Origin of the sequence: Mammaliicoccus sp. B-M6 (genome assembly GCF_022386965.1) — a bacterium.
Classification (GTDB): Bacteria; Bacillota; Bacilli; order Staphylococcales; family Staphylococcaceae; genus Mammaliicoccus; species Mammaliicoccus sciuri_A.
This window is the reverse complement of record NZ_JAJNHJ010000013.1, coordinates 52,277-73,397: the sequence shown is the minus strand read 5'-3', so window position 1 is coordinate 73,397 and position 21,121 is coordinate 52,277. Positions and strand designations below refer to the sequence as shown.

Below are 21,121 nucleotides of genomic sequence, written 5' to 3'. Positions count from 1 at the left end.
CATGAATCTTAAAAAGTTGGCAATGTGGCTCGTAAAAGAGCCACAAATAGCCTAGATTAAACGTAGTTTAATCATGATTTTAGTGGAAAATGTTACTCCATATAAAAAAACAAACTGAACTTATAAATTTAAGTTCAGTTTGTCCACAGTCTGAAAGCACCTAGCCATTTTTGGCTAAGGTGCTTTGTTATTTCTAATTGAGTAACCATTTTATAATCAACAATTGGTAAGTTATTTTAGAGTATTTAATATTTCATCTTTATTTGACCATTTAAGAATTTGAATTCCTTCATAATCAGCTACTTGTTGTGCTTTTTTCGAAATGGTATTTTCTAAATCATTAGCGATAATTAACATTTGAGAATTTAAATTATTTCTATTTGGTCTATTATTCTTAACATCACGATAAGCAAATAGATCACTTGTTATTCTGTTATAATCCAGGTTATTAGAAAAATTCACAAGCTTTTCTGATTTTAATTTTGTTCCTGGTATTATAAAATCAATTGAATATTTTATACCAGTTTCACCAGGGATTGCCACTTTTGCTGAGCCCGTAATTTCCTCATTATAAAAAAAGTCAAAAACTTCTTCATAAAATAAGTTAGATACATTGGATTTAGTTGTTAAAGTCAAATCGTATATTTTTAATATACCTTGAATTAAATTATGTTTTGATTGTGGAAAGCTGTCACTGTCAACATTTGTTATGATTTCATCATCTTTTAAACTTAAATTAAATTGGTTCAGAATTGAATGAATTAATCTTTTTCGTGTTTTTGTTAAATCAATATCTAACATGTCTAATTCATTAAATGTTTGGCCATCATCTGATAGTCTAATATGATTATCAGGTAATAAATCTGCATATATTCTTATATAGTCATTTAAATGGTTTTTAAATGGAGTAGTTATTTCAGTGGAAGTCTCCAACTTTTTATATTTATAATTTTGTTGTAACCATTCAAAATATGTTTGCATTTTTTGTTCGATGATTTCCATGAAATATCACTTCTTTTATATATTATTTTGCACATTTATATTTTGAATTTTCATTAATGTCTATGATTTAAATATATTATATATAAAGATTTGTTTTTATTCAATGTTGAGCTGATTGAAAGTTGTATTCACTTACGACATAATATTGATGTTATAAATAAAGAATTTAAATCTTTAAATAATCAACTAAAAAACAATTGATATTAATTGATATATTTGGTATATTTTGTAAATGGAATGGAGGGTTGCTTATGACATATATAAATTTTTGGAAGCAAACATTCGATTACAAGAATAAATCAAGTTTTCGTGATTTGTTAGTATGCATGTTTGTAAATATTATCATTTTAGTGCTTATTATGGCGCTTGGTGTGATTGTGCCAATTACTTGGGAAAATAGTATTGTTAATTTATATTATATTGTTCTTGTCTTAATGATTTTTCCCATGATTGCACTGATAGTCAGAGTAATTAAAAATTATAAATAAATAGTATGAATTGTGAACGAAATGATGAATCTCATCATTTTGTTCTTTTTGTTTATATGAACAAAATAGAAAGTTAAATCAAACATTATAGAACAAAAACGCTAGACTATAATGATATAAAAGTATACAATAAATGTAAGTTTTCAAATTTAAAAAGGGGTGTTTAATTTGAATTTTAGTAATAAAACATTTGTATGGAGGAAAAAACTGTTTGTCGTATCAATTGTTTCTGTTATGTTGTTCAGCTTATTAACGCTGACGAATCATCATGTAGAAGCAAAAGACAAAGGCGACGTATTAAAGAGCAATAAGATGAAAGTGAAGGTTGATAAGTCATTTCCAAGGGCTATTGAATATACTTTGAAAAATGGTAAGAAGATGGATGGCCAAGTTAAAGAAATTAAGACGATTAAAGTGAATGGTAAATCGGTTCAACCGAAAGTTAAGTATAAAAAACTTAATGCACATGCAGCTCAATATCAATTAATTGCTTCTAATAAAGATAAAAAAATAGATGCTGAATTTACAATTGAGATGAAGGTTAAAGATAACCAATTGCATTTTGATATGAAGGATTATAAAAATAAGTTAGATGGTAAAAGTGATGATACTATAATAAAAGATTTTGAAATACCTAATCATTCATTAGTTTCTGTGAATTCTAAACAGAAAAATGCTAACTTACAAACAACACGTATGTCTACAAATACGATGAAAAGTGGCGATAAAAACTTTAAAGTTAGCAAAGATATTGAAGATGATTTTAATTATCCAATGATGTATGGTTTTGTTTCAAATGATAAGACGAGTGCAGGTGTTTGGAGTAATTCACAACATTCTGAAGGAACTGGAGAGTTAGATTATACGAGAATAAATGCGACTTCGGAACAAGTAGATAAAGATAAATATGTCGGTTTATCCAATTCTAAATGGATATTGCAGCCTGGTCAAGGTTATGAAAATGCTAAAGAACAACATTTAATGCCGAAAACAAAAGTTGTTATAACGGATGATGAAAATGGTGATGGAAAAACAGACTGGCAAGATGGTGCTATTGCATATAGAGCTATCATGAATCATCCGACAGGTTCAGAGTCTGTACCTGATTTAGTTGCACACCGTATCGCAATGAATTTCGGTTCACAAGCACAAAATCCATTTTTAAAATCACTTGATGGTGTTAAAAAAGTTAATTTAAATACAGATGGATTAGGTCAGTCAATTATTTTAAAAGGATATGGTAGTGAGGGTCACGATTCTGGTCATCTTGATTATGATAATATTGGTCAACGTATTGGTGGCGCAGAAGATATGAAGAAATTACTTAAGAACGGTAAGAAATATGGTGCAAAGTTTGGCGTACATATTAATGCGAGTGAAACATATCCAGAGTCTATAGCATTTAATCCCGACCGTTTAAGAAAAAATGAAGACGGTACGTATAATTATGGTTGGAATTGGTTAGATCAAGGTATTAACATTGATGCAAAATATGACATGTTGCATGGTAGGAAAGACCGATTAAAAGCTTTTAAAGATAAAGTAGGTAAAGATTTAGACTTTATTTATGTAGATGTATGGGGCAATGGTCAATCAGGTGATAACCAAGCTTGGATGTCTCATCAATTAGCAAAAGAAATACAAGATTTAGGTTGGAGAGTAGCTGTTGAATGGGGTCACGGTATGGAATATGATTCAACATTCCAACATTGGGCTGCAGATTTAACTTATGGTGGTTATGAAAACAAAGGGATTAATTCAAAAGTCGCAAGATTTATTCGAAACCACGAGAAAGACTCTTGGGTAGGTAATTACCAAACTTATTCAGGCGCAGCTGATTATCCATTACTAGGTGGATATGATATGAAAGACTTTGAAGGTTGGCAAGGTAGAAACAACTTTGATGAATACATTAATAATATTTTTAAAACAAATTTATCTACTAAATACTTACAGCACTTTGAAGTTACGAAGTGGGTAGATGGCAAGCCAGTCAAAATGACAGCAAATGACCAAACTGTTGAATGGACACCTGAAATGGAAATCCAATTAAAAAATGGTAAAAATAAAGTAGTTATTAAACGTAAATCTAATGATTATGAAAATGATAAAGAAAATTATAGATCTAGAACGATAACGTTAAATGGTCAGAAGATATTAGATGGCAATAAATATTTAATTCCGTGGAACTGGGATGAAAATGGTAAGCAATTAAACAGTAAGAAACAAAAGCTCTATCATTATAATGAAGATGGTGGAGAATCAACTTGGGAATTACCAAAAGGTTGGAACAGTAAGCATTTAAAATTATACCAACTAACAGAGCATGGTCGTCAATATGTTGATAATGTGCGCGTTAAAGATGGAAAAGTTACCTTAACCAATGTTAAAGCGAATACACCATATGTATTGTATAAATCAAAACAACATAAAGAGAAAGTGAAATACGGAGAAGATATGCATATTAAAGATCCAGGATTTAATACAGAAAATCTTAAAGATTGGAAAATTAAAGGATCTAAAAAAGACGTTTCTATTACGAAATCAAACAGTAGCGACAATATGTTAACGATTAATAATCCGAAGAAAAATGTTGAATTGAAACAAAAATTAACAGATTTGAAACCTGGTAAACAATATGCAGTTTATGTTGGTGTGGATAATCGAAGTGATCAAAAAGCACGAATTAGTGTAGATGCAGATGGTACAACACATCAAAATTATACAACTAAATCTATCGCTAAAAATTATGTTAAAGCTAACGCTCATAATACAACTAAAGAATCTGCAACGAAAGGTAACGAAAGTTATTTTCAAAATATGTATGTGCACTTTAAAGCACCTAAAAATGGTAAAGCAACTTTAACGCTTTCTAGAGATAAAGGTGAAGGTGTCACATATTTTGATGACATTCGAATTTTTGAAAATGATCAACAATTATATTCACAAGATAAAGTGTTTAAACAAAATTTTGAAAAAGTACCTCAAGGCATATTCCCATTTGTCGTATCTGATATTGAAGGCGTAGAAGATAACAGAACACACTTATCTGAAAAACATGCACCTTATACACAACGTGGATGGAATAATAAACGTATAAGTGATGTCATCGATGGTACATGGTCATTAAAAATTAATGGTCAAGTAGAAAAGAATAAACTTGCTTATCAAACGATACCTCAAAACTTTAGATTTGAACCAAATAAGACATATGAAGTTTCATTTGATTATGAAGCAGGATCTGATGACACATATGCTTTTGCTACAGGTAACGACAGTATTGATAATCAAAAATATAAAGAAACACCATTGAAAGGTACTGTAGATAATAAAAAACATCGTCAATTCAAAACGACAATTAAAGGTCATAAAAATGGTCAAACATGGATTGGCATAGCATCAACAGATAAAAAGGCAGACAATAAAGGTGTTAAAAATGAAGGTCAAGTGAACTTTGAAGGGACTAAAGATTTCGTATTAGATAATTTAGTCATTAAAGAAGTGAAAGATAAATAAAGTTCATAAGGAGTCTGGGACAGAAATGTTCTAGACTCCTTTTCATATTTTTAGAAATAGAGGTCTGAATATTGCAAGTGGGGCGTGACAAGCAATGTTGGAGGGCTGAATATTGCAAGTGAGACGCGACAAGCAATATTAGAGGTCTGAATATTGAAAGTGAGGCGTGACAACCAATGTTGAGGACCTCCTATTTATCAAGACTGACTAAACAAGATAAATAGGTGCCTGGTATTTATCAAGACTGACCAAACAAGATAAATAAGTGCCTCGTATTTATCAAGACTGACCAAACAAGATAAATAAGTGCCTCGTATTTATCAAGACAGGCCAAACAAGATAAATAGGTGCCTCATATTTATCAAGACTGCCCAAACAAGCAACATAGTACGCCTGTATGTTGCAAGACATACCAAACAAGCAACATAGAAGCTCTGTATGTTGCAAGACATACCAAACAAGCAACATAGAAGCTCTGTATGTTGCAAGACACCACAAACAAGCAACATAGAACGCCTGTATATTGCAAGACTCGCAAAACAAGCAACATAGCACCTCCCGCTAACTTTGATTTTTCCAAATAAAAAAGACTGGCAAATTTTTTGTGCCAGTCTTTTTACAGATACTACATTTCGATCGATTCTCGTTCTATTGTATAGTTCCATTGATGCAGGTCTGGAAGCTTACCTTGCTGAATAAATGTATATGTTGTATATAAATGTTGTGTAATTGGTCCGATTTTATTGTTATGAATGGTTAAAACATTGTCTTTATATTTAATTTCACAGACAGGGGTGATAGCATTCAAAGTACTCGTACTAAAGACTTCTGTTAATAATCCATCTTTATATGATTGAAGGACTTCGTCAATACTAATTTGTCTTTCTTCTATTTGATAGCCTAATTCTTTTGATAATTTAATAATTGATTGTCGTGTTACACCTGGTACTGTAATACCGTCTAATGCTGGCGTAATCAGTGTATGATTGATAACAAAGAAAATGTTCATATTATTTAATTCTTCTATATAGGTTCTCTCTCTACCATCTAGCCAAATTACATGGTCGTATCCGAATTGAGCTGCTTTAGATTTTGCAGCGTATGAAGCGGCGTAGTTACCACCAAATTGTGTAAAACCAGCACCACCTGTAACAGATTTAACATATTCATCTTCTACATGTGCTTTTATAAGTTCTGGTGTTTGGCAATTCAGCTTTTTAGGTAGTGGAGATAGGAATGTAATGAGTTCATATGTATCAGATTTACTAACACCTAATTTATTCTCTGATGCAAACATAACTGTTCTAATGTTAACAGGTTGATGTTCATGTAAATCGAATAGTTGACGTTCTTGATTAATAAGGTGTTCGATACCTAAAAGTAGTTCGCTTTTAATTATAGCTGGCATTTCGATTCGGTTCAGTGATTGATTGAACTTTTCAAAGTGTTCGAAAGGTTTAAAGATATGAATATCGTCATTGATATGATAGGCGACCATATCTTCAAAAACGGTTTGACCATAATGAAGACATTGTGCACTTGGAGAAATTGTGATAGGTGCATAATCTTTAATGATAGGAGAAGACCATCCTTTTGATGATTGATACGACATAGTTAACATTTTGTTACCAAAGGTGGATTCGCATTCGTCCTTTGTTTGACTACTTGATGATTGATATTCCATATAAATTGCCTCCTATATTTAAGTAAGTAATGTGAAATAGTATATCAGCTATATTGACCTAATTCAATATTTATTTTGAAAATTCTGAAAATAATTTTATGTGTATCTTGTTGGTTATGATGATATACTTTGATTGTGAAAATAATAGGCTAGGAGGTGACGATGATGTTTGTTACGTTAGCATTTTTAATTTTATTTATAATCAGTTATTTAGTGGATTTTAGACAATATAAAAATGTCTTCTTATTAGGATTGTTTATCATTAGTTTAATGAGTACGGTATTGATAGAAATCATTGTGCCAACACTAAAGTTAAATCTAAATATTAATTACATTATCATAGCAAATATCATTTACTGTTTAATTGTAATTGTGGTTATGCTCTTAGCTTTATTAAATACTAAAAAGCGAATAGCAAATGAAGGTAAAATTGTAACAAACATGATTGTCATTGGTTACGGATCTTTCATCTTAATTAACTTTTTAATCATTGTTTTTAAACCGTATCTATTAGTAGAATTATGGAACGGATTAATATTAATTGTCATTTCAAGTTTGTTTTACTACTTAAATTTAATATTTATATTGCATAATTTATACGCTTGGATTGTGAGTGGCATCTCTAAAAGAAAGAAACAAGATTTTATTATCGTACTGGGTGCAGGTATTATAGGTGAGAAAGTAACACCACTTTTAAAAGCGAGATTAGATAAAGCGATTAAATTAAAACGAAAAAGTTTAGATACTAAAATGATTGTAAGTGGTGGTCAAGGTTCGGATGAAGCAATCAGTGAAGCTGAAGCGATGAGACGATATTTAGTGGAACAAGGCATACGTAATGAAGAAATTATAATGGAAGACAAATCAACTAATACAGAAGAAAATTTAGTGTTCTCTATGAAGATAATGAACACTTATAAACAACATGCAATTGCTACGATTGTTTCTAATCATTTTCATATTTTAAGAGCAGCATTTTTATCTAAGAAAGTTAAAATGAACGCAACTGTTACGGGCGGATCATCGAAATCATACTTCTATCCAAATGCATATATTAGAGAATATTTAGCAATCATTTATATGTTTAAAAAGACACATGCACTGACGATGATTATCTTATTGGCAGCAGTTGCTTGCTACACATTATGGGGAATATAAACGAAAAGAAGGTCCCGTAGAGCACTAACTCTACGGGACCATTAGTATATTATTTATCTGGTGTCCATATCACAATATCTTCACCGGATTGGTTTTGTTGCTCGATATCTTGGAAACCATGATTTAAGAAGAAATCTTTAGATTGATTACGTGCGATACATTTGATTGGTAAATCGAAGCTCTTAGCGTAATCTAATAACTGTTTGCCGTATCCTCTATCTTGATAGTCTCTTAATACTTCTAGCTTCCATAAAATGAGGTAATCATTAAATGCTGGGAAGTAAGTTTTTTCTACTTCATCTTGCTTAAATAAACACATTCTTGCTACTAACTTGTCGCCAACATAAATACCGTAAAATGGTGAATCTGAACTAGCATCGATCATTTTTCCTTTTAATTCTTCAACCATATATAAACCTTCGTTTCCGAAGTTACGAAATTGTTCGAATGCTTCTTCAGTTTTGTAATTAATTTGTAAATGTTCTACTTTAGCCATGATAATCCCCCTTGTTCTTTCCTTAATTATACTTCATTTGAATAAAATTTTAAATTATAAGCCGTTAGATTGTTTTATTTAACTACAATCTTTATACTATTGATAGTAATTAATTTCGAAGGAGAAAGACTCGTATGGACTGTAAGAAGACTGTAATTGATCAACAAAATAGTTTTATAGAGAGATATACAAATCATAATACTGAAATTATAAACTTTTATGGATATAAACCAGGGGAACAATCTGAATTCGAAAGACGCTCGAATTTATCAGCAAATGGTAGAGAAGAAGCACTTTCAAAAGTCATATACAATTATATGTCTCAATTGGATTTAACAGATAAACAACTTGAAAACATTGAAAATTTAAAACGTGGTCACAAAGTTATTATTGGTGGTCAACAAGCTGGACTCTTTACTGGTCCTTTATATACATTCCATAAAATCATTTCAATTATCGTTTTAGCAAACGAACAAAGTGAAAAATTAGATACACCAGTTATTCCTGTATTTTGGATAGCAGGTGAAGATCATGATTTTGATGAAGTGAATCATACATATGCGTATGATCGTATTTCAAGACAGTTAAATAAGGTGAAATATAGTACGTTAGAACCACCAGAAAAGAGTGTTTCTCATTATCATTTTGATAAAACACTAATCAAAGATGCTTTAAATGACATGTTCAGTTCTATCGGAGAAACTGTTCATTCTAAAAATATTCAATCATTGATTCATAAAGCAATCGAGTCTTCTGAATCATGGAGTGAAATTTTTAAAGTCATCACACATGAAGTGTTTAAAGAATATGGGTTGTTATTAATTGATGCGAATGATCCAGAACTAAGATCTTTAGAAGTACCATTTTTCAAGGAAATCATTGAAAAACATGAAGAAGTAGATTCAGCATTTAGAAATACACAAGACCAATTTGCTGAAGTTATTAAAAGGCGCATGATTTTAACGGATGGTAATGTTCACTTATTCTATGAGCATGATGATAAAAGACAGCTCATTATGTACGAAGATGAAAAGTTCTATTTAAATAAAGATACAGATGTAACCTTTACTAAAGATGAATTACTCAATCTTGTAGAAGAACACCCTGAACGATTTTCTAATAATGTTGTAACTAGACCTTTAATGGAAGAATATTTATTTAATACTTTAAGTTTCATTGGTGGGCCAAGTGAAATTATTTATTGGGGTGAATTAAAAGGTGTATTCAATTTATTTAATATTGAAATGCCTATAGTTACACCACGTATGCGTATTAGTTATTTAACGCAAGAAGCGAAAAAATGTATCGATAACTATAACTTAGATCTAGATACTGTTTTAGTAGATGGTATTCAAAGTGAAAAAGAGAAATTTATTAGAGCAAAAGCTTCTGATGAAGTCTTAAGAGAAATTGAAGAAATGAAAGAAAGCCAATCTCAATTTCATCAAAAACTGATTAAAGAAATTGGCAATGATTATCAAAACAGAAAATTAGTCGAAAAAAATAATCAAATACATCAGCACCAATATCAATACTTAATAGATAGATATTTATTAAATGTCGAAAGAGAAAATGAAATCAGTATGAGACATTTCGAAATAGTGGAGCATACATTACATCCTCACCACGGATTACAAGAAAGAGTGTGGAATCCTATCCAAGTTATGAATCAATTTGGGATTACTATGTTCAGTCCCTCCACCTATCCACCACTTCGTTACACTTTTAAACATATAACGCTTGAACTATAGTCATAACAAGGATTAACACCCAATTTACGAAATCGTAAATTGGGTGTTTTTTTTACTATTTACACAAATTTTAAGAAATCTTGTATAAATAGTGGAGGATTGTGGGGGAATGTGGTAAATTATAAATAAGGTGAGGTGAGATAAAATGTTCATGGGTGAATACCAACATCAATTGGATACTAAAGGGCGTATGATTGTGCCTTCTAAATTCAGATATGATTTGAACGAACGTTTTATTATCACTAGAGGCCTAGATAAATGTTTGTTTGGCTACACACTTGAAGAGTGGGCGCGCATCGAAGAAAAACTCAAAACCTTACCTATTACAAAAAAAGATGCCCGTAAATTCATGAGAATGTTCTTCTCAGGTGCGATTGAAGTAGAACTAGACAAACAAGGACGTATTAACATCCCTCAAAATTTAAGAAGTTACGCTAATTTAAGTAAAGAATGTACTGTTATTGGTGTTTCTAACCGAATTGAAATATGGGATCGTTCTACGTGGAATGATTTTTATGATGAATCTGAAGACAATTTTGAGGACATTGCTGAAGATCTCATTGACTTTGATTTTTAGGAGTGAATTAAATGTTTCATCACGTATCCGTACTATTGAAAGAAACAGTAGATAAATTAGACATAAAACCAGATGGTACTTACGTTGATTGTACATTAGGTGGAGCTGGTCATAGTTTGTACCTAGTTGAACAATTGAATGACCAAGGCCGACTTATAGCAATCGATCAAGATGAAACAGCAATTGAACATGCTAAAGGTATCTTAAAGGACCATATGCATAAAGTGATTTTTGTACAAAACAACTTTAGAAATTTAGAACATATATTAGAAGAACTACATATTAGTAAAGTAGATGGTGTACTTTATGACCTTGGTGTATCTAGTCCACAGCTCGACACGCCAGAACGAGGATTTAGTTACCATTATGATGCTAAATTAGACATGAGAATGGATCAATCACAATCTTTATCAGCTTATGAAGTGGTGAATGAATGGTCATATGAACAACTTGTCAAAATCTTTTTTAGATATGGTGAAGAGAAATTTTCAAAACAAATAGCTAGAAAGATTGAAGCAAGAAGAGAACAAGCACCTATAGAAACGACTTTCGAACTAGTGGATTTAATTAAAGAAGGTATTCCAGCAGCTAAACGTAGAAAGGGTGGACACCCTGCTAAACGTGTCTTCCAAGCGATTAGAATAGCAGTTAATGATGAATTAGGTGCATTTGAAACATCTATTGAAGCGGCAATACAACACGTTAAAGTTGGCGGAAGAATTTCAGTTATTACATTCCATTCTTTAGAAGATCGTTTGTGTAAACAAGTCTTTCAAGAATATGAAAAAGGCCCAGATGTACCAAGGGGATTGCCGGTTATACCGGAAGCGTACAAGCCGAAACTAAAAAGAGTAAACAAAAAACCAATTATTTCTGATGAACAAGAACTTGAGCATAACAATAGAGCGAGAAGTGCAAAGTTAAGAGTTGCGGAAATTTTGAAGTAAACAGAGGAGTGGCAATTGAATGGCAGTAGAAAGAGTATATCCGAATTATAGACCTGATGAGTGGCAAGAGCCACAACTCGAACCACAGAAGAAAAAAGTAAAAAAGACCAAGGTAGTAGGAATATCGAGGATCGAAAAAGTCGTATACATATCATTAATAACTATGATTGCGTTGATAAGTATTTATATGCTATCTTTAAAAATGGATGCGTATAATAACAAGACACAAATCGAAGAATTAGACAGTAAAATTGAACAACAACAAACAACAAACAGTGATTTGAAGACGGAATCAATGAAACAATCGTCATACGAACGCATCTACGAAAAAGCTGAAGACTACGGTCTAAAGTTGAATAATGACAATGTAAAGGTAGTGCGTAGTGATGCCCAAAATTAAAATAAAGAAAAATAAAATAGGAGCAGTCCTCTTAGTAAGTTTTTTCGGACTGCTCTTTTTTATATTGGCCGTAAGATATTCGTATTTAATGATCAGTGGTCACTCAGCTGGTGAAGATTTAGCGTACAGGGCAAGTGAGAAATATTTAAGACAAACAGTCGCTGAACCTGAACGTGGAAAAATTTATGATCGTAATGGTAAAGTGCTTGCCGAAGATACAGATAGTTATAAATTAGTGGCAATATTAGATAAAAAAATGAGCGAAGGTAGCGATAAACCTCGACACGTAAAAGACAAGAAGAAAACAGCTAAAGCATTAGCTAAAATTCTTGATATGGATGAAGATGATATTTTAGATAAACTTAAAACTAAAAATGCCTTTCAAGTTGAGTTTGGTCAAAAAGGTAAAGATTTAACTTATAAACAAAAAACACAAATTGAAAAGCTTAAATTACCAGGATTGACGTTTGAAACGGAGAAAAAAAGATTTTATCCTAATGGTAACTTCGCATCTCATCTTATCGGTTTAGCAGATAAAGATCCAGATACAAACAAATTAAAAGGTGTATCAGGTGCTGAAAAAGTATTTGATAGCTATTTAAAAGGAAAAACGGGTAAAAACTCTTATAAGCAAGATATATGGGGTATGCTCGTGCCGAACAGTGAAGATAGTATTAAAGCGCAAAATGGTGATGATGTACATCTTACATTAGACTCTAATATTCAAGTCTTTGTTGAAAATGCACTCGACGAAATGGTAGATCGCTATGAACCTAAAGATTTATTTGCGGTTGTCATGGATGCAAAAACTGGTGAAATTTTAGGTTACAGTCAGAGACCTACGTTTAATCCTGATACGAAAAAAGACTTCGGGAAAAAATGGGCGAATGATTTATATCAAAATACTTACGAACCAGGTTCAACATTCAAAACATATGGTCTAGCTGCAGCAATTGAAGAAGGTAAATTCGAACCAAACAAGAAATTTAAATCAGGTCATAGAGAAATAGATGGATTTAAAATTTATGATTGGAACGATGATGGTTGGGGAAATATTCCTATGACAACTGGATTTACATATTCAGCGAATACATTAATGATGAAACTTCAAGACTTAGTCGGTGCTGATAAAGCAAAGGCATATTATGAGAAATTTGGTTTCGGTAAAAAGACAGGTGGCTTATTTGATAGTGAAGCGCCAGGGAATATTGCATTTGATAACGAACTTCAAAGAAAGACATCTTCATTTGGTCAGTCTACTACTGTAACGCCAATCCAAATGTTGCAAGCTGAAACAGCTATTATAAATCAAGGTAATATGCTTGAACCTTATTATGTAAAATCGATTCAAAACAAAGAAAGTAACGAAACGATTAAAAAAGGCGAGAAAAAAGTAGTTGGTAATCCAATATCTAAAGATACAGCCAAGAAGACAATGACAGAATTAGATAAAGTAGTAAATAGTAAAGAAAGTCATGCTACTAACTATAAAATAGATGGTTACAGAGTTGCAGGTAAAACCGGTACAGCTCAAGTACCAGATACTAAAAACGGTGGTTATGTAGATGGTGCAAATCCTTATTTCGTAAGTTTTATGGGCTATGCGCCAGCTAAAGATCCTGAAGTGGTTGTATATGCTGGTATGTCACTTGCACAAAAACGTGATCTAGAGGCATATGAGTATGGTGTATCAAGAGGTTTCAATCCAATTATGGAAAATACATTGAAATATTTAGATGTAGAAGAAACTGAAGGAAAAGCTAAGACAAATGAATCAGATGTACCAGATGTTGTTAATATGAGTACACAAAAAGCAACGGATGCAATAAAAGGTAAAAAACTTGAGCCAATTGTAATTGGTAAAGGTGATAAAATTAAGAAACAAATACCGCTTAAAGGTAAAAATGTCCAAGATAAAGAAAGAATTTTACTCGTTACAGACGGTGAAATGACGATGCCTGATACTGAAAATTGGACTAAACGAGACTTATTGAAATTACAAGAAGCGACAGGTATTGAAGTAGAATCAGAGGGTTCTGGTTATGTTTCTGAGCAATCTGTCAGTCAGAACCAAACAATTAAATCTGGTACTAAAGTTAAGTTTACACTTTCTAACAATCATCCGAATGGTGATGATTCAATAGGACAAGTTCCAGATGATGAAGAAACATCTAAAGATGAAAGCAAAAGTAAAAATGATAAAAAAGATAGTAAAGAAGAAAAAACATCTAGTGAATCATAAATCACAGGATGATAGATAATATACAAAAGAAAAGGTGAACAATTATGAATTTTACGCTACCTGTCATTGCGTTTTTATTGACTTTGATACTTGTACCCGTTTTAATTCCAACACTTAAAAAATTAAAATTTGGGCAAAGTATTCGAGAAGAAGGACCTAAGAGTCATATGAAGAAAACAGGAACACCAACTATGGGTGGATTAACGTTCTTATTAGCAACAATCGTTGTAACAATCATTGCGTTATTCTATGTTGAGCAAGTAGGTCCGCTCATTCTGTTATTATTTGTAACACTAGGTTTTGGACTTATTGGTTTTATAGACGATTATATTATTGTCGTTAAGAAAAATAACCAAGGTTTAACAAGTAAACAAAAATTCTTAGCTCAAATTGCGATAGCCGTTATATTCTATATCGTAAGTGTTATATTACCAAACTATGAATTTGAAACAGCTATCAACATTCCTTTTACAGATTGGTCATTACCATTGTCTGTTTTCTACATTATATTCATAGTATTTTGGCAAGTTGGATTCAGTAATGCTGTGAACTTAACAGATGGATTAGATGGTCTTTCAACTGGTTTATCCATCATTGCATTTGGTTTTTACGCGGCACTATCATTTATTCTTGATAAGCCAGAAATAGGGTTATTCTGTTTAGTGATGCTTGCAAGTTTATTTGGATTTTTAATTTACAACAAGTACCCAGCAAAAGTGTTCATGGGAGATACTGGAAGCTTAGCGCTTGGTGGTATTTTCGCAACGATTTCAATCATGCTTAACCAAGAAATAACATTATTATTAATCGGTTTAGTATTTGTAATTGAAACATTATCAGTTATGTTACAAGTAACGTCATTCAAGCTTACAGGAAAAAGAATATTTAAAATGAGCCCATTGCATCACCATTTCGAATTAGTTGGTTGGAGTGAATGGAAAATAGTATTAGTATTCTGGGCTACAGGTATCGTTACTGGTGCAATTGGTTTATGGATAGGGGTAATGTAATATGAAAGCATATGATGCATTAAAAGAGAAACCTGTTCTTATTTTAGGTTTAGCAAAAAGTGGATATGAAAGTGCAAAGTTATGCCATAAATTAGGTGCTGAGGTAACAGTTAATGATGGTAAAGATTTATCATCTGATCCGCATGCACTTGAATTAGAGCAACAAGGGATACGTGTGATCAGTGGTGAACATCCATTGTCACTACTCGATAATAAGCCTTTAATCGTAAAAAACCCTGGTATACCTTACAATATTCCACTATTGCAAGAAGCGATGAATCAAGGATTGGATATCATAACAGAAGTTGAATTGAGTTATTACATTTCAGAAGCACCTATTATCGGTATTACCGGTACAAATGGTAAAACAACAGTGACTTCATTAATAGGTGATATGTTTGGTAATAGTAAAGTAAATGGTCAAGTTTCCGGTAATATTGGTGTTGTTGCATCAAAAGTTGCACAAGAGGTTACGAAAGACGATTATCTTATTACTGAACTATCTTCATTCCAACTTTTAGGAACAATCCATTATCGTCCGCATATCGCGATTGTTACAAATATTTATTCTGCACATTTGGATTATCACGGTAGTTTAGAAGAATACCAGAATGCTAAGAAAAATATTTTTAAGAATCAAACCGAAGACGATTATTTAATTTTTAACTATGAACAAAGACATTTAATCAATACAGATGATATTAAATCTAAAATATTATATTTCTCAACTAATCAAAAAGTAAATGGCATTTATATTGAAGATGATTATGTTGTATATAATGGTATAAGAATTATCAATACGCAAGATATTGTATTACCTGGTAAACATAATTTAGAAAATGTACTTGTAGCTGTATTAGCTTCATTATTATCTGGTGTTGACGTGAAGTCGGTTGTGCATACTTTAACAACATTCTCAGGTATTAAACATAGACTTCAATATGTTGGGAATAATAGAGGTAATAAGTATTACAATGACTCTAAAGCGACGAATACTTTAGCGACACGATTTGCTTTAAGTTCATTTAATTCGCCAATCATTTGGTTATGTGGTGGATTAGATAGAGGAAATGACTTTGATGATTTAATACCATATATGGATAATGTCCGTTTGATGGTTACATTTGGCGAAACAAAAGATAAATTAAAAACATTAGGTGCGAGTCAAGGTAAAGAAGTCTTGCAAGCAAATGACGTTAAAGATGCCGTCAATTTGATTCAAGATTATATACAATCTAATGATGTTGTCTTACTATCACCAGCGTGTGCGAGCTGGGATCAATATGATACATTTGAAGCGCGTGGCGACGAATTTATTGAAAGTTTCCAAAAACATTTACCAACATTTTAGAAATTGTGAAAAAAAGGAGTGACAACCGTGAATAAAAGTTCTGATAACAATGATGATATATTGCAATTTGAAACGACTACGGAAGATGAACGATTAGAAATTTTAAAGAAGAAAAGAAAACGTAGACGTCAAATTCAATTAGGTGTATTCATAGGTGTTATACTCCTTGTTATCTTGATTTTACTGTACATGTTTACAGACATCAGTAAAGTTGATCAAGTGGACATTAAAGGTGAAGAAATCGTATCTAAAAACGATATTGAAAAAGCTTTAGATGTCAAAAAAGATTCTCGAATATACAATATTCCTGTAAGTGATATGAAATCGAAAATCGAAGAAATTGAAGGCGTTAAAAGTGTTGAAATTAAACGTCATTTTCCAAATGATTTAACAGTTAATGTAAATGAATATGAAACGATTGGCTTAGTTAAAGAGAAAAAACGTTACTTACCATTATTAGAAAATGGAAAAACAATTAAAAACTTATCTACGGATTTACCAATTGATGTTCCGATTTTGAATGACTTTAGTTCTAAAAAATTAAATAAATTGATTCCTGAATTGAAAAAGGTGAAACCTAAAGTTAAATCAATGATATCGGAAATTAATTATAAGCCAGGTGAGAACAATCAGAATAGAATCCAACTATTTATGACAGATAATGTAGAAGTTGTTGGAGATATTCAAACTTTTGCGAATAAAATCAACTATTATCCAAGTATTTCTGATAAATTAGAGAGAGACAATTCTGGAGCGCTCAAAACACCTGGATTTTTAGATTTACAAGTCGGTGTAACATTCTTACCGTATGAAACAGAAGAACAGCAAAAAGAACGTTCAGAAAAAGAAACAAAACAAGATGAAAACAATAAAACTGAACAGAAAAAATTAGACCAAGCATTACAAGATTTATCTAAAGAATTGGATAAATCTGGAGAAGAACCAAAATCAACTGAGAAATCAGAAGAATAAGTAAAAAAATCAATAAATAAACCTATAATTAGTTCACATTAAATCAAGTATCATGTAAACTAATAATAGTTTAAATTTGATTATCATGTGTTAGAGGAGGTGCCTATCGATGGAGGAACATTATTATATTAGTTTAGATATAGGTTCATCGAGTGTAAAAGTAATAGTAGGAGAAAAATTTCATAATGGCATTAACGTGATAGGTACAGGGCAAACTTATACGAATGGTATAAGAAATGGTTGTATAGATGATTTTGATATCGCTAAACAAGCAATTAAAGATACAATCAAAAAAGCAGCAATTGCTTCTGGAATAGATATTAAAGAAGTATTCTTAAAAATGCCTATCGTGAATACAGAGATTTACGACGAAAAATTTGAAATACCATTTGATGGTACAGAAACTGAAATAAATGGCAGTCATATAGAATCAGTATTAGAGGGCATTAGAGAATTGAATGATGTACCTGAAACTGAAGTCATTGGTGTATTCCCAATGAAATTTATTGTAGATGACTTACATGAGGTTTCTGATCCTAAAGAGATGGTTGCAACGCAATCATTAAAAGTAGAAGCAGGCGTTATCGCAACATCAAAATCATTATTAATCAACATCATTAAATGTGTTGAATCTTGTGGAGTAGATGTATTAGAAGTATTTTCTGATGCTTATAACTATCAATCTATATTATCTCCAACAGAAGTTGAACTTGGTGCTTGCGTCATTGATATTGGTGAAGATTTAACGCAAGTAGGCTTTTATGAAAGAGGCAATTTAGTTGATGCTGATACGATTGAAATGGCAGGTAGAAGCATAACAACAGATATTGCGAAATCATTAAATACTACATATGACAATGCCGAGAAGATTAAACAACAATATGGACATGCATTCTACGACTCTGCATCAGATCAAGATGTCTTTAGTGTTGAACAAATTAACGAAGATGGTCACGCACAATTCACTCAAAAAGAATTAAGTGAAATTATTGAATCAAGAGTAGAAGAAATTTTCTTTGAAATATTTGATTTATTACAAGATATGGGTATTACAAATGTTAACGGTGGATTCATCGTAACAGGTGGTACTTCAAACCTACTTGGTATTAAAGAATTATTACAAGATATGGTTAATGAAAAAGTACGTGTACATACACCGTCTCAAATGGGTATACGTAAACCTGAGTTTACTTCTAGTATATCTACTATATCTAGTGGAATTAACTTTGATGAGCTACTAGATTATGTTACAATGAATAATTATGACGCTGATAATGTCGAAGAAGAAACATACGAAGAAGAAACTCAAGAAACTAAAGTTAAACCATATGAACAATGGTTTAAAAAGAAATCAAACAAAAACAATGACGCAAAAGCTTCAAATTCTGATCATGACAGAGTCTCCGAAACAGAATATGATTCGGAAAGTCAAGAAGAGAAGCCAAGTGTATTAAAAAAATTAATGAAATCGTTATTTGATTGATGGGTCATAAAGATTAGGAGGATAATAAATGTTAGAATTTGAGCAAGGGTTTAATCATTTAGCTACTTTAAAAGTAATTGGTGTTGGTGGTGGCGGTAATAACGCTGTTAACCGTATGATAGATCATGGAATGAACAATGTAGAATTTATTTCTATTAATACAGATGGTCAAGCTTTAAACTTATCTAAAGCTTCATCTAAAATTCAAATTGGTGAAAAATTAACACGTGGATTAGGTGCAGGTGCAAACCCAGAAATCGGTAAAAAAGCTGCTGAAGAATCACGTGAACAAATAGAAGATGCTATTCAAGGCGCTGACATGGTATTTGTTACTGCTGGTATGGGTGGCGGAACTGGTACAGGTGCTGCACCAGTTGTTGCTAAAATCGCAAAAGAGATGGGTGCATTAACTGTTGGTGTTGTTACACGTCCATTTAGCTTTGAAGGACGTAAACGTCAAACTCAAGCTGCTGCTGGTGTAGAATCTATGAAAGCTGCAGTAGATACATTAATCGTTATTCCTAATGATCGTCTTTTAGATATCGTTGATAAATCAACACCTATGATGGAAGCATTCAAAGAAGCAGATAATGTATTACGTCAAGGTGTACAAGGTATCTCGGACTTAATCGCTGTTTCTGGTGAAGTTAACTTAGACTTTGCTGACGTTAAGACTATTATGTCTAACCAAGGTTCAGCATTAATGGGTATCGGTGTATCTTCTGGTGAAAATAGAGCAATCGAAGCTGCTAAAAAAGCCATTTCTTCACCATTATTAGAAACTTCAATCGTAGGCGCACAAGGTGTCTTAATGAACATTACAGGTGGAGAGTCACTTTCACTATTTGAAGCTCAAGAAGCAGCAGATATTGTTCAAGATGCAGCAGACGAAGATGTTAATATGATCTTTGGTACAGTTATAAACCCAGAATTACAAGACGAATTAGTCGTTACAGTAATTGCTACTGGATTTAATGACAAACCTTCTAATGCTCGTAAACCACAAGGTGGCGGAGCATTTGGTGGAACTACAGAAGAACCTGCTTCTAAAAGAGAAGAAGGAGAATCACTAGGAAGAAAAGCTTCATTTGAAAATAAATCAGCAAATGAATCAACTGATGATAGTGATATTCCAAGTTTCATTCGAAATAGAGAAGATAGACGTTCTAGACGCTCTAGACGATAAATGAACTTAAAAAGTCATCAGGCTAAGTCCTGATGACTTTTTTTGTTAGGAGAGATGAAATGAAAGAGATTTTTAATCAACATAATCATTATTTATCATATGAAGCCGATGATAGAAATGATTTAACGATAGGTATTACAACTCGTCAAGGTGGTTATAGTCCATATCCGGAGAATGCATTTAATATGGCGCGATATATCAATGACGATCCAGATAATATTTCAAAGCATCAGCAAATATTAGCCAATGAAATTAATTTTAGTTGTGACAATTGGGTATTTCCAATTCAAACACATGAGAATAAAGTTCGAGAAGTATCTTCAAAGGATAAAGGTACAAATATCAATGCATTAACTGAAGCACTTCATGGGATAGATGGACTTTATACTTATGAGTCTGACCTATTATTAACGATGTGCTTTGCAGATTGTGTACCAATCTATTTATATGATAAGCAAAATGGTTATATTGGTCTTTGTCATGCCGGATGGAGAGGTACGCATTCCCAAATTATTAAAGAGATGATAGAACAATATAACGGCGAGGTTTCAAATTTGAGAGTTGTTATAGGACCATCCACATCTGACAGTTACGAAATTAACGAAGACATTTATCAAAAGTTCAAAACATTACCGATAGACCCTGAAGCGTACATTGTACAAAGAGGACAAGATAGATACGGCATAGATTTAAAACAAGCAAATGCACTACTTGCCATACATTATGGTGTTAATCCTGAACATATTGTAAAGACGAATCATTGTACGGCTAGTGAAACAGATTTATTCTTCTCATATAGAGTAGAAAAAGGGCAAACTGGTAGAATGCTTGCATTTATAGGTAGAAAGTAGGTATAGA

At 32.0% G+C, this 21,121-nt stretch carries 17 protein-coding genes; 14 read left to right on the top strand and 3 right to left on the bottom strand.

Translation table 11 applies throughout. The annotated features are described in order from the left end of the window. Positions 1-231 precede the first annotated feature (231 nt). A complete protein-coding gene (locus LQ693_RS06780; RefSeq protein WP_084754799.1) occupies positions 232-1,002 on the bottom strand; it encodes a DUF1828 domain-containing protein in 771 nt (256 codons plus the stop codon). Positions 1,003-1,253: 251 nt separating this feature from the next. On the opposite strand from LQ693_RS06780, the gene LQ693_RS06775 reads away from it, so the two are divergent. Beyond that, positions 1,254-1,490 carry a hypothetical protein gene (locus LQ693_RS06775; RefSeq protein WP_037559882.1) on the top strand — a complete coding sequence of 79 codons (237 nt, stop codon included), beginning with the start codon at positions 1,254-1,256 and terminating at the stop codon, positions 1,488-1,490. 168 nt (positions 1,491-1,658) lie between these two features. Then, a complete protein-coding gene (locus tag LQ693_RS06770; RefSeq protein WP_275584176.1) occupies positions 1,659-5,006 on the top strand; it encodes an endo-alpha-N-acetylgalactosaminidase family protein in 3,348 nt (1,115 codons plus the stop codon). A 625-nt stretch (positions 5,007-5,631) separates the two neighbouring features. On the opposite strand, the gene LQ693_RS06765 is transcribed toward LQ693_RS06770, so the two are convergent. Further along, positions 5,632-6,690, bottom strand: a complete 1,059-nt coding sequence (locus LQ693_RS06765) for an aminotransferase class IV (RefSeq protein ID WP_239703131.1) — start codon at positions 6,688-6,690, stop codon at positions 5,632-5,634. A gap of 162 nt (positions 6,691-6,852) precedes the next feature. Between LQ693_RS06765 and LQ693_RS06760 the strand changes: the two genes are divergently transcribed. After that, positions 6,853-7,848, top strand: coding sequence for a YdcF family protein (locus LQ693_RS06760; RefSeq protein ID WP_232339585.1), 996 nt, complete (start codon positions 6,853-6,855; stop codon positions 7,846-7,848). A 49-nt stretch (positions 7,849-7,897) separates the two neighbouring features. Here the strand turns inward: LQ693_RS06760 and LQ693_RS06755 are convergent, their stop codons facing one another. Further along, positions 7,898-8,344, bottom strand: coding sequence for an N-acetyltransferase (locus LQ693_RS06755; protein WP_037587520.1), 447 nt, complete (start codon positions 8,342-8,344; stop codon positions 7,898-7,900). A 134-nt stretch (positions 8,345-8,478) separates the two neighbouring features. On the opposite strand from LQ693_RS06755, the gene bshC reads away from it, so the two are divergent. The 11 genes from bshC to pgeF all read left to right on the top strand — a co-directional run bounded on the left by bshC (position 8,479) and on the right by pgeF (position 21,114). Continuing rightward, entirely contained in the window at positions 8,479-10,095 is a 1,617-nt protein-coding gene (gene bshC / locus LQ693_RS06750) for a bacillithiol biosynthesis cysteine-adding enzyme BshC (protein ID WP_107596652.1), read from the top strand. Positions 10,096-10,240: 145 nt separating this feature from the next. After that, the gene (mraZ, locus tag LQ693_RS06745) at positions 10,241-10,672 is read left to right on the top strand and encodes a division/cell wall cluster transcriptional repressor MraZ (protein WP_025904608.1); all 432 of its coding nucleotides are present in this window, start codon (positions 10,241-10,243) and stop codon (positions 10,670-10,672) included. Between the two features lie 11 nt (positions 10,673-10,683). Beyond that, positions 10,684-11,619, top strand: coding sequence for a 16S rRNA (cytosine(1402)-N(4))-methyltransferase RsmH (rsmH, locus tag LQ693_RS06740; RefSeq protein WP_037587526.1), 936 nt, complete (start codon positions 10,684-10,686; stop codon positions 11,617-11,619). Between the two features lie 19 nt (positions 11,620-11,638). Then, the gene (gene ftsL / locus LQ693_RS06735; RefSeq protein ID WP_239703130.1) at positions 11,639-12,019 is read left to right on the top strand and encodes a cell division protein FtsL; all 381 of its coding nucleotides are present in this window, start codon (positions 11,639-11,641) and stop codon (positions 12,017-12,019) included. Beyond that, on the top strand, positions 12,006-14,261 hold the full coding sequence (locus LQ693_RS06730) for a penicillin-binding protein (protein ID WP_107596653.1): 2,256 nt from the start codon (positions 12,006-12,008) through the stop codon (positions 14,259-14,261). Before ftsL ends, LQ693_RS06730 begins: the two co-directional genes overlap by 14 nt. A gap of 44 nt (positions 14,262-14,305) precedes the next feature. Then, the gene (mraY, locus tag LQ693_RS06725) at positions 14,306-15,271 is read left to right on the top strand and encodes a phospho-N-acetylmuramoyl-pentapeptide-transferase (protein WP_107596654.1); all 966 of its coding nucleotides are present in this window, start codon (positions 14,306-14,308) and stop codon (positions 15,269-15,271) included. 1 nt (position 15,272) lies between these two features. Further along, complete coding sequence (murD, locus tag LQ693_RS06720; RefSeq protein WP_107596655.1) at positions 15,273-16,622, top strand: UDP-N-acetylmuramoyl-L-alanine--D-glutamate ligase; 1,350 nt, start codon at positions 15,273-15,275, stop codon at positions 16,620-16,622. A 27-nt stretch (positions 16,623-16,649) separates the two neighbouring features. Next, the gene (locus tag LQ693_RS06715; RefSeq protein WP_182461771.1) at positions 16,650-17,594 is read left to right on the top strand and encodes a cell division protein FtsQ/DivIB; all 945 of its coding nucleotides are present in this window, start codon (positions 16,650-16,652) and stop codon (positions 17,592-17,594) included. Between the two features lie 109 nt (positions 17,595-17,703). After that, positions 17,704-19,077: a cell division protein FtsA gene (gene ftsA / locus LQ693_RS06710; RefSeq protein WP_107596656.1), complete on the top strand. Its 1,374-nt coding sequence runs from the start codon at positions 17,704-17,706 to the stop codon at positions 19,075-19,077. A gap of 28 nt (positions 19,078-19,105) precedes the next feature. Next, complete coding sequence (ftsZ, locus tag LQ693_RS06705; RefSeq protein WP_037587538.1) at positions 19,106-20,263, top strand: cell division protein FtsZ; 1,158 nt, start codon at positions 19,106-19,108, stop codon at positions 20,261-20,263. Between the two features lie 59 nt (positions 20,264-20,322). Next, positions 20,323-21,114: a peptidoglycan editing factor PgeF gene (gene pgeF, locus LQ693_RS06700; protein ID WP_107596657.1), complete on the top strand. Its 792-nt coding sequence runs from the start codon at positions 20,323-20,325 to the stop codon at positions 21,112-21,114. The last annotated feature ends 7 nt before the right edge of the window (positions 21,115-21,121 follow it).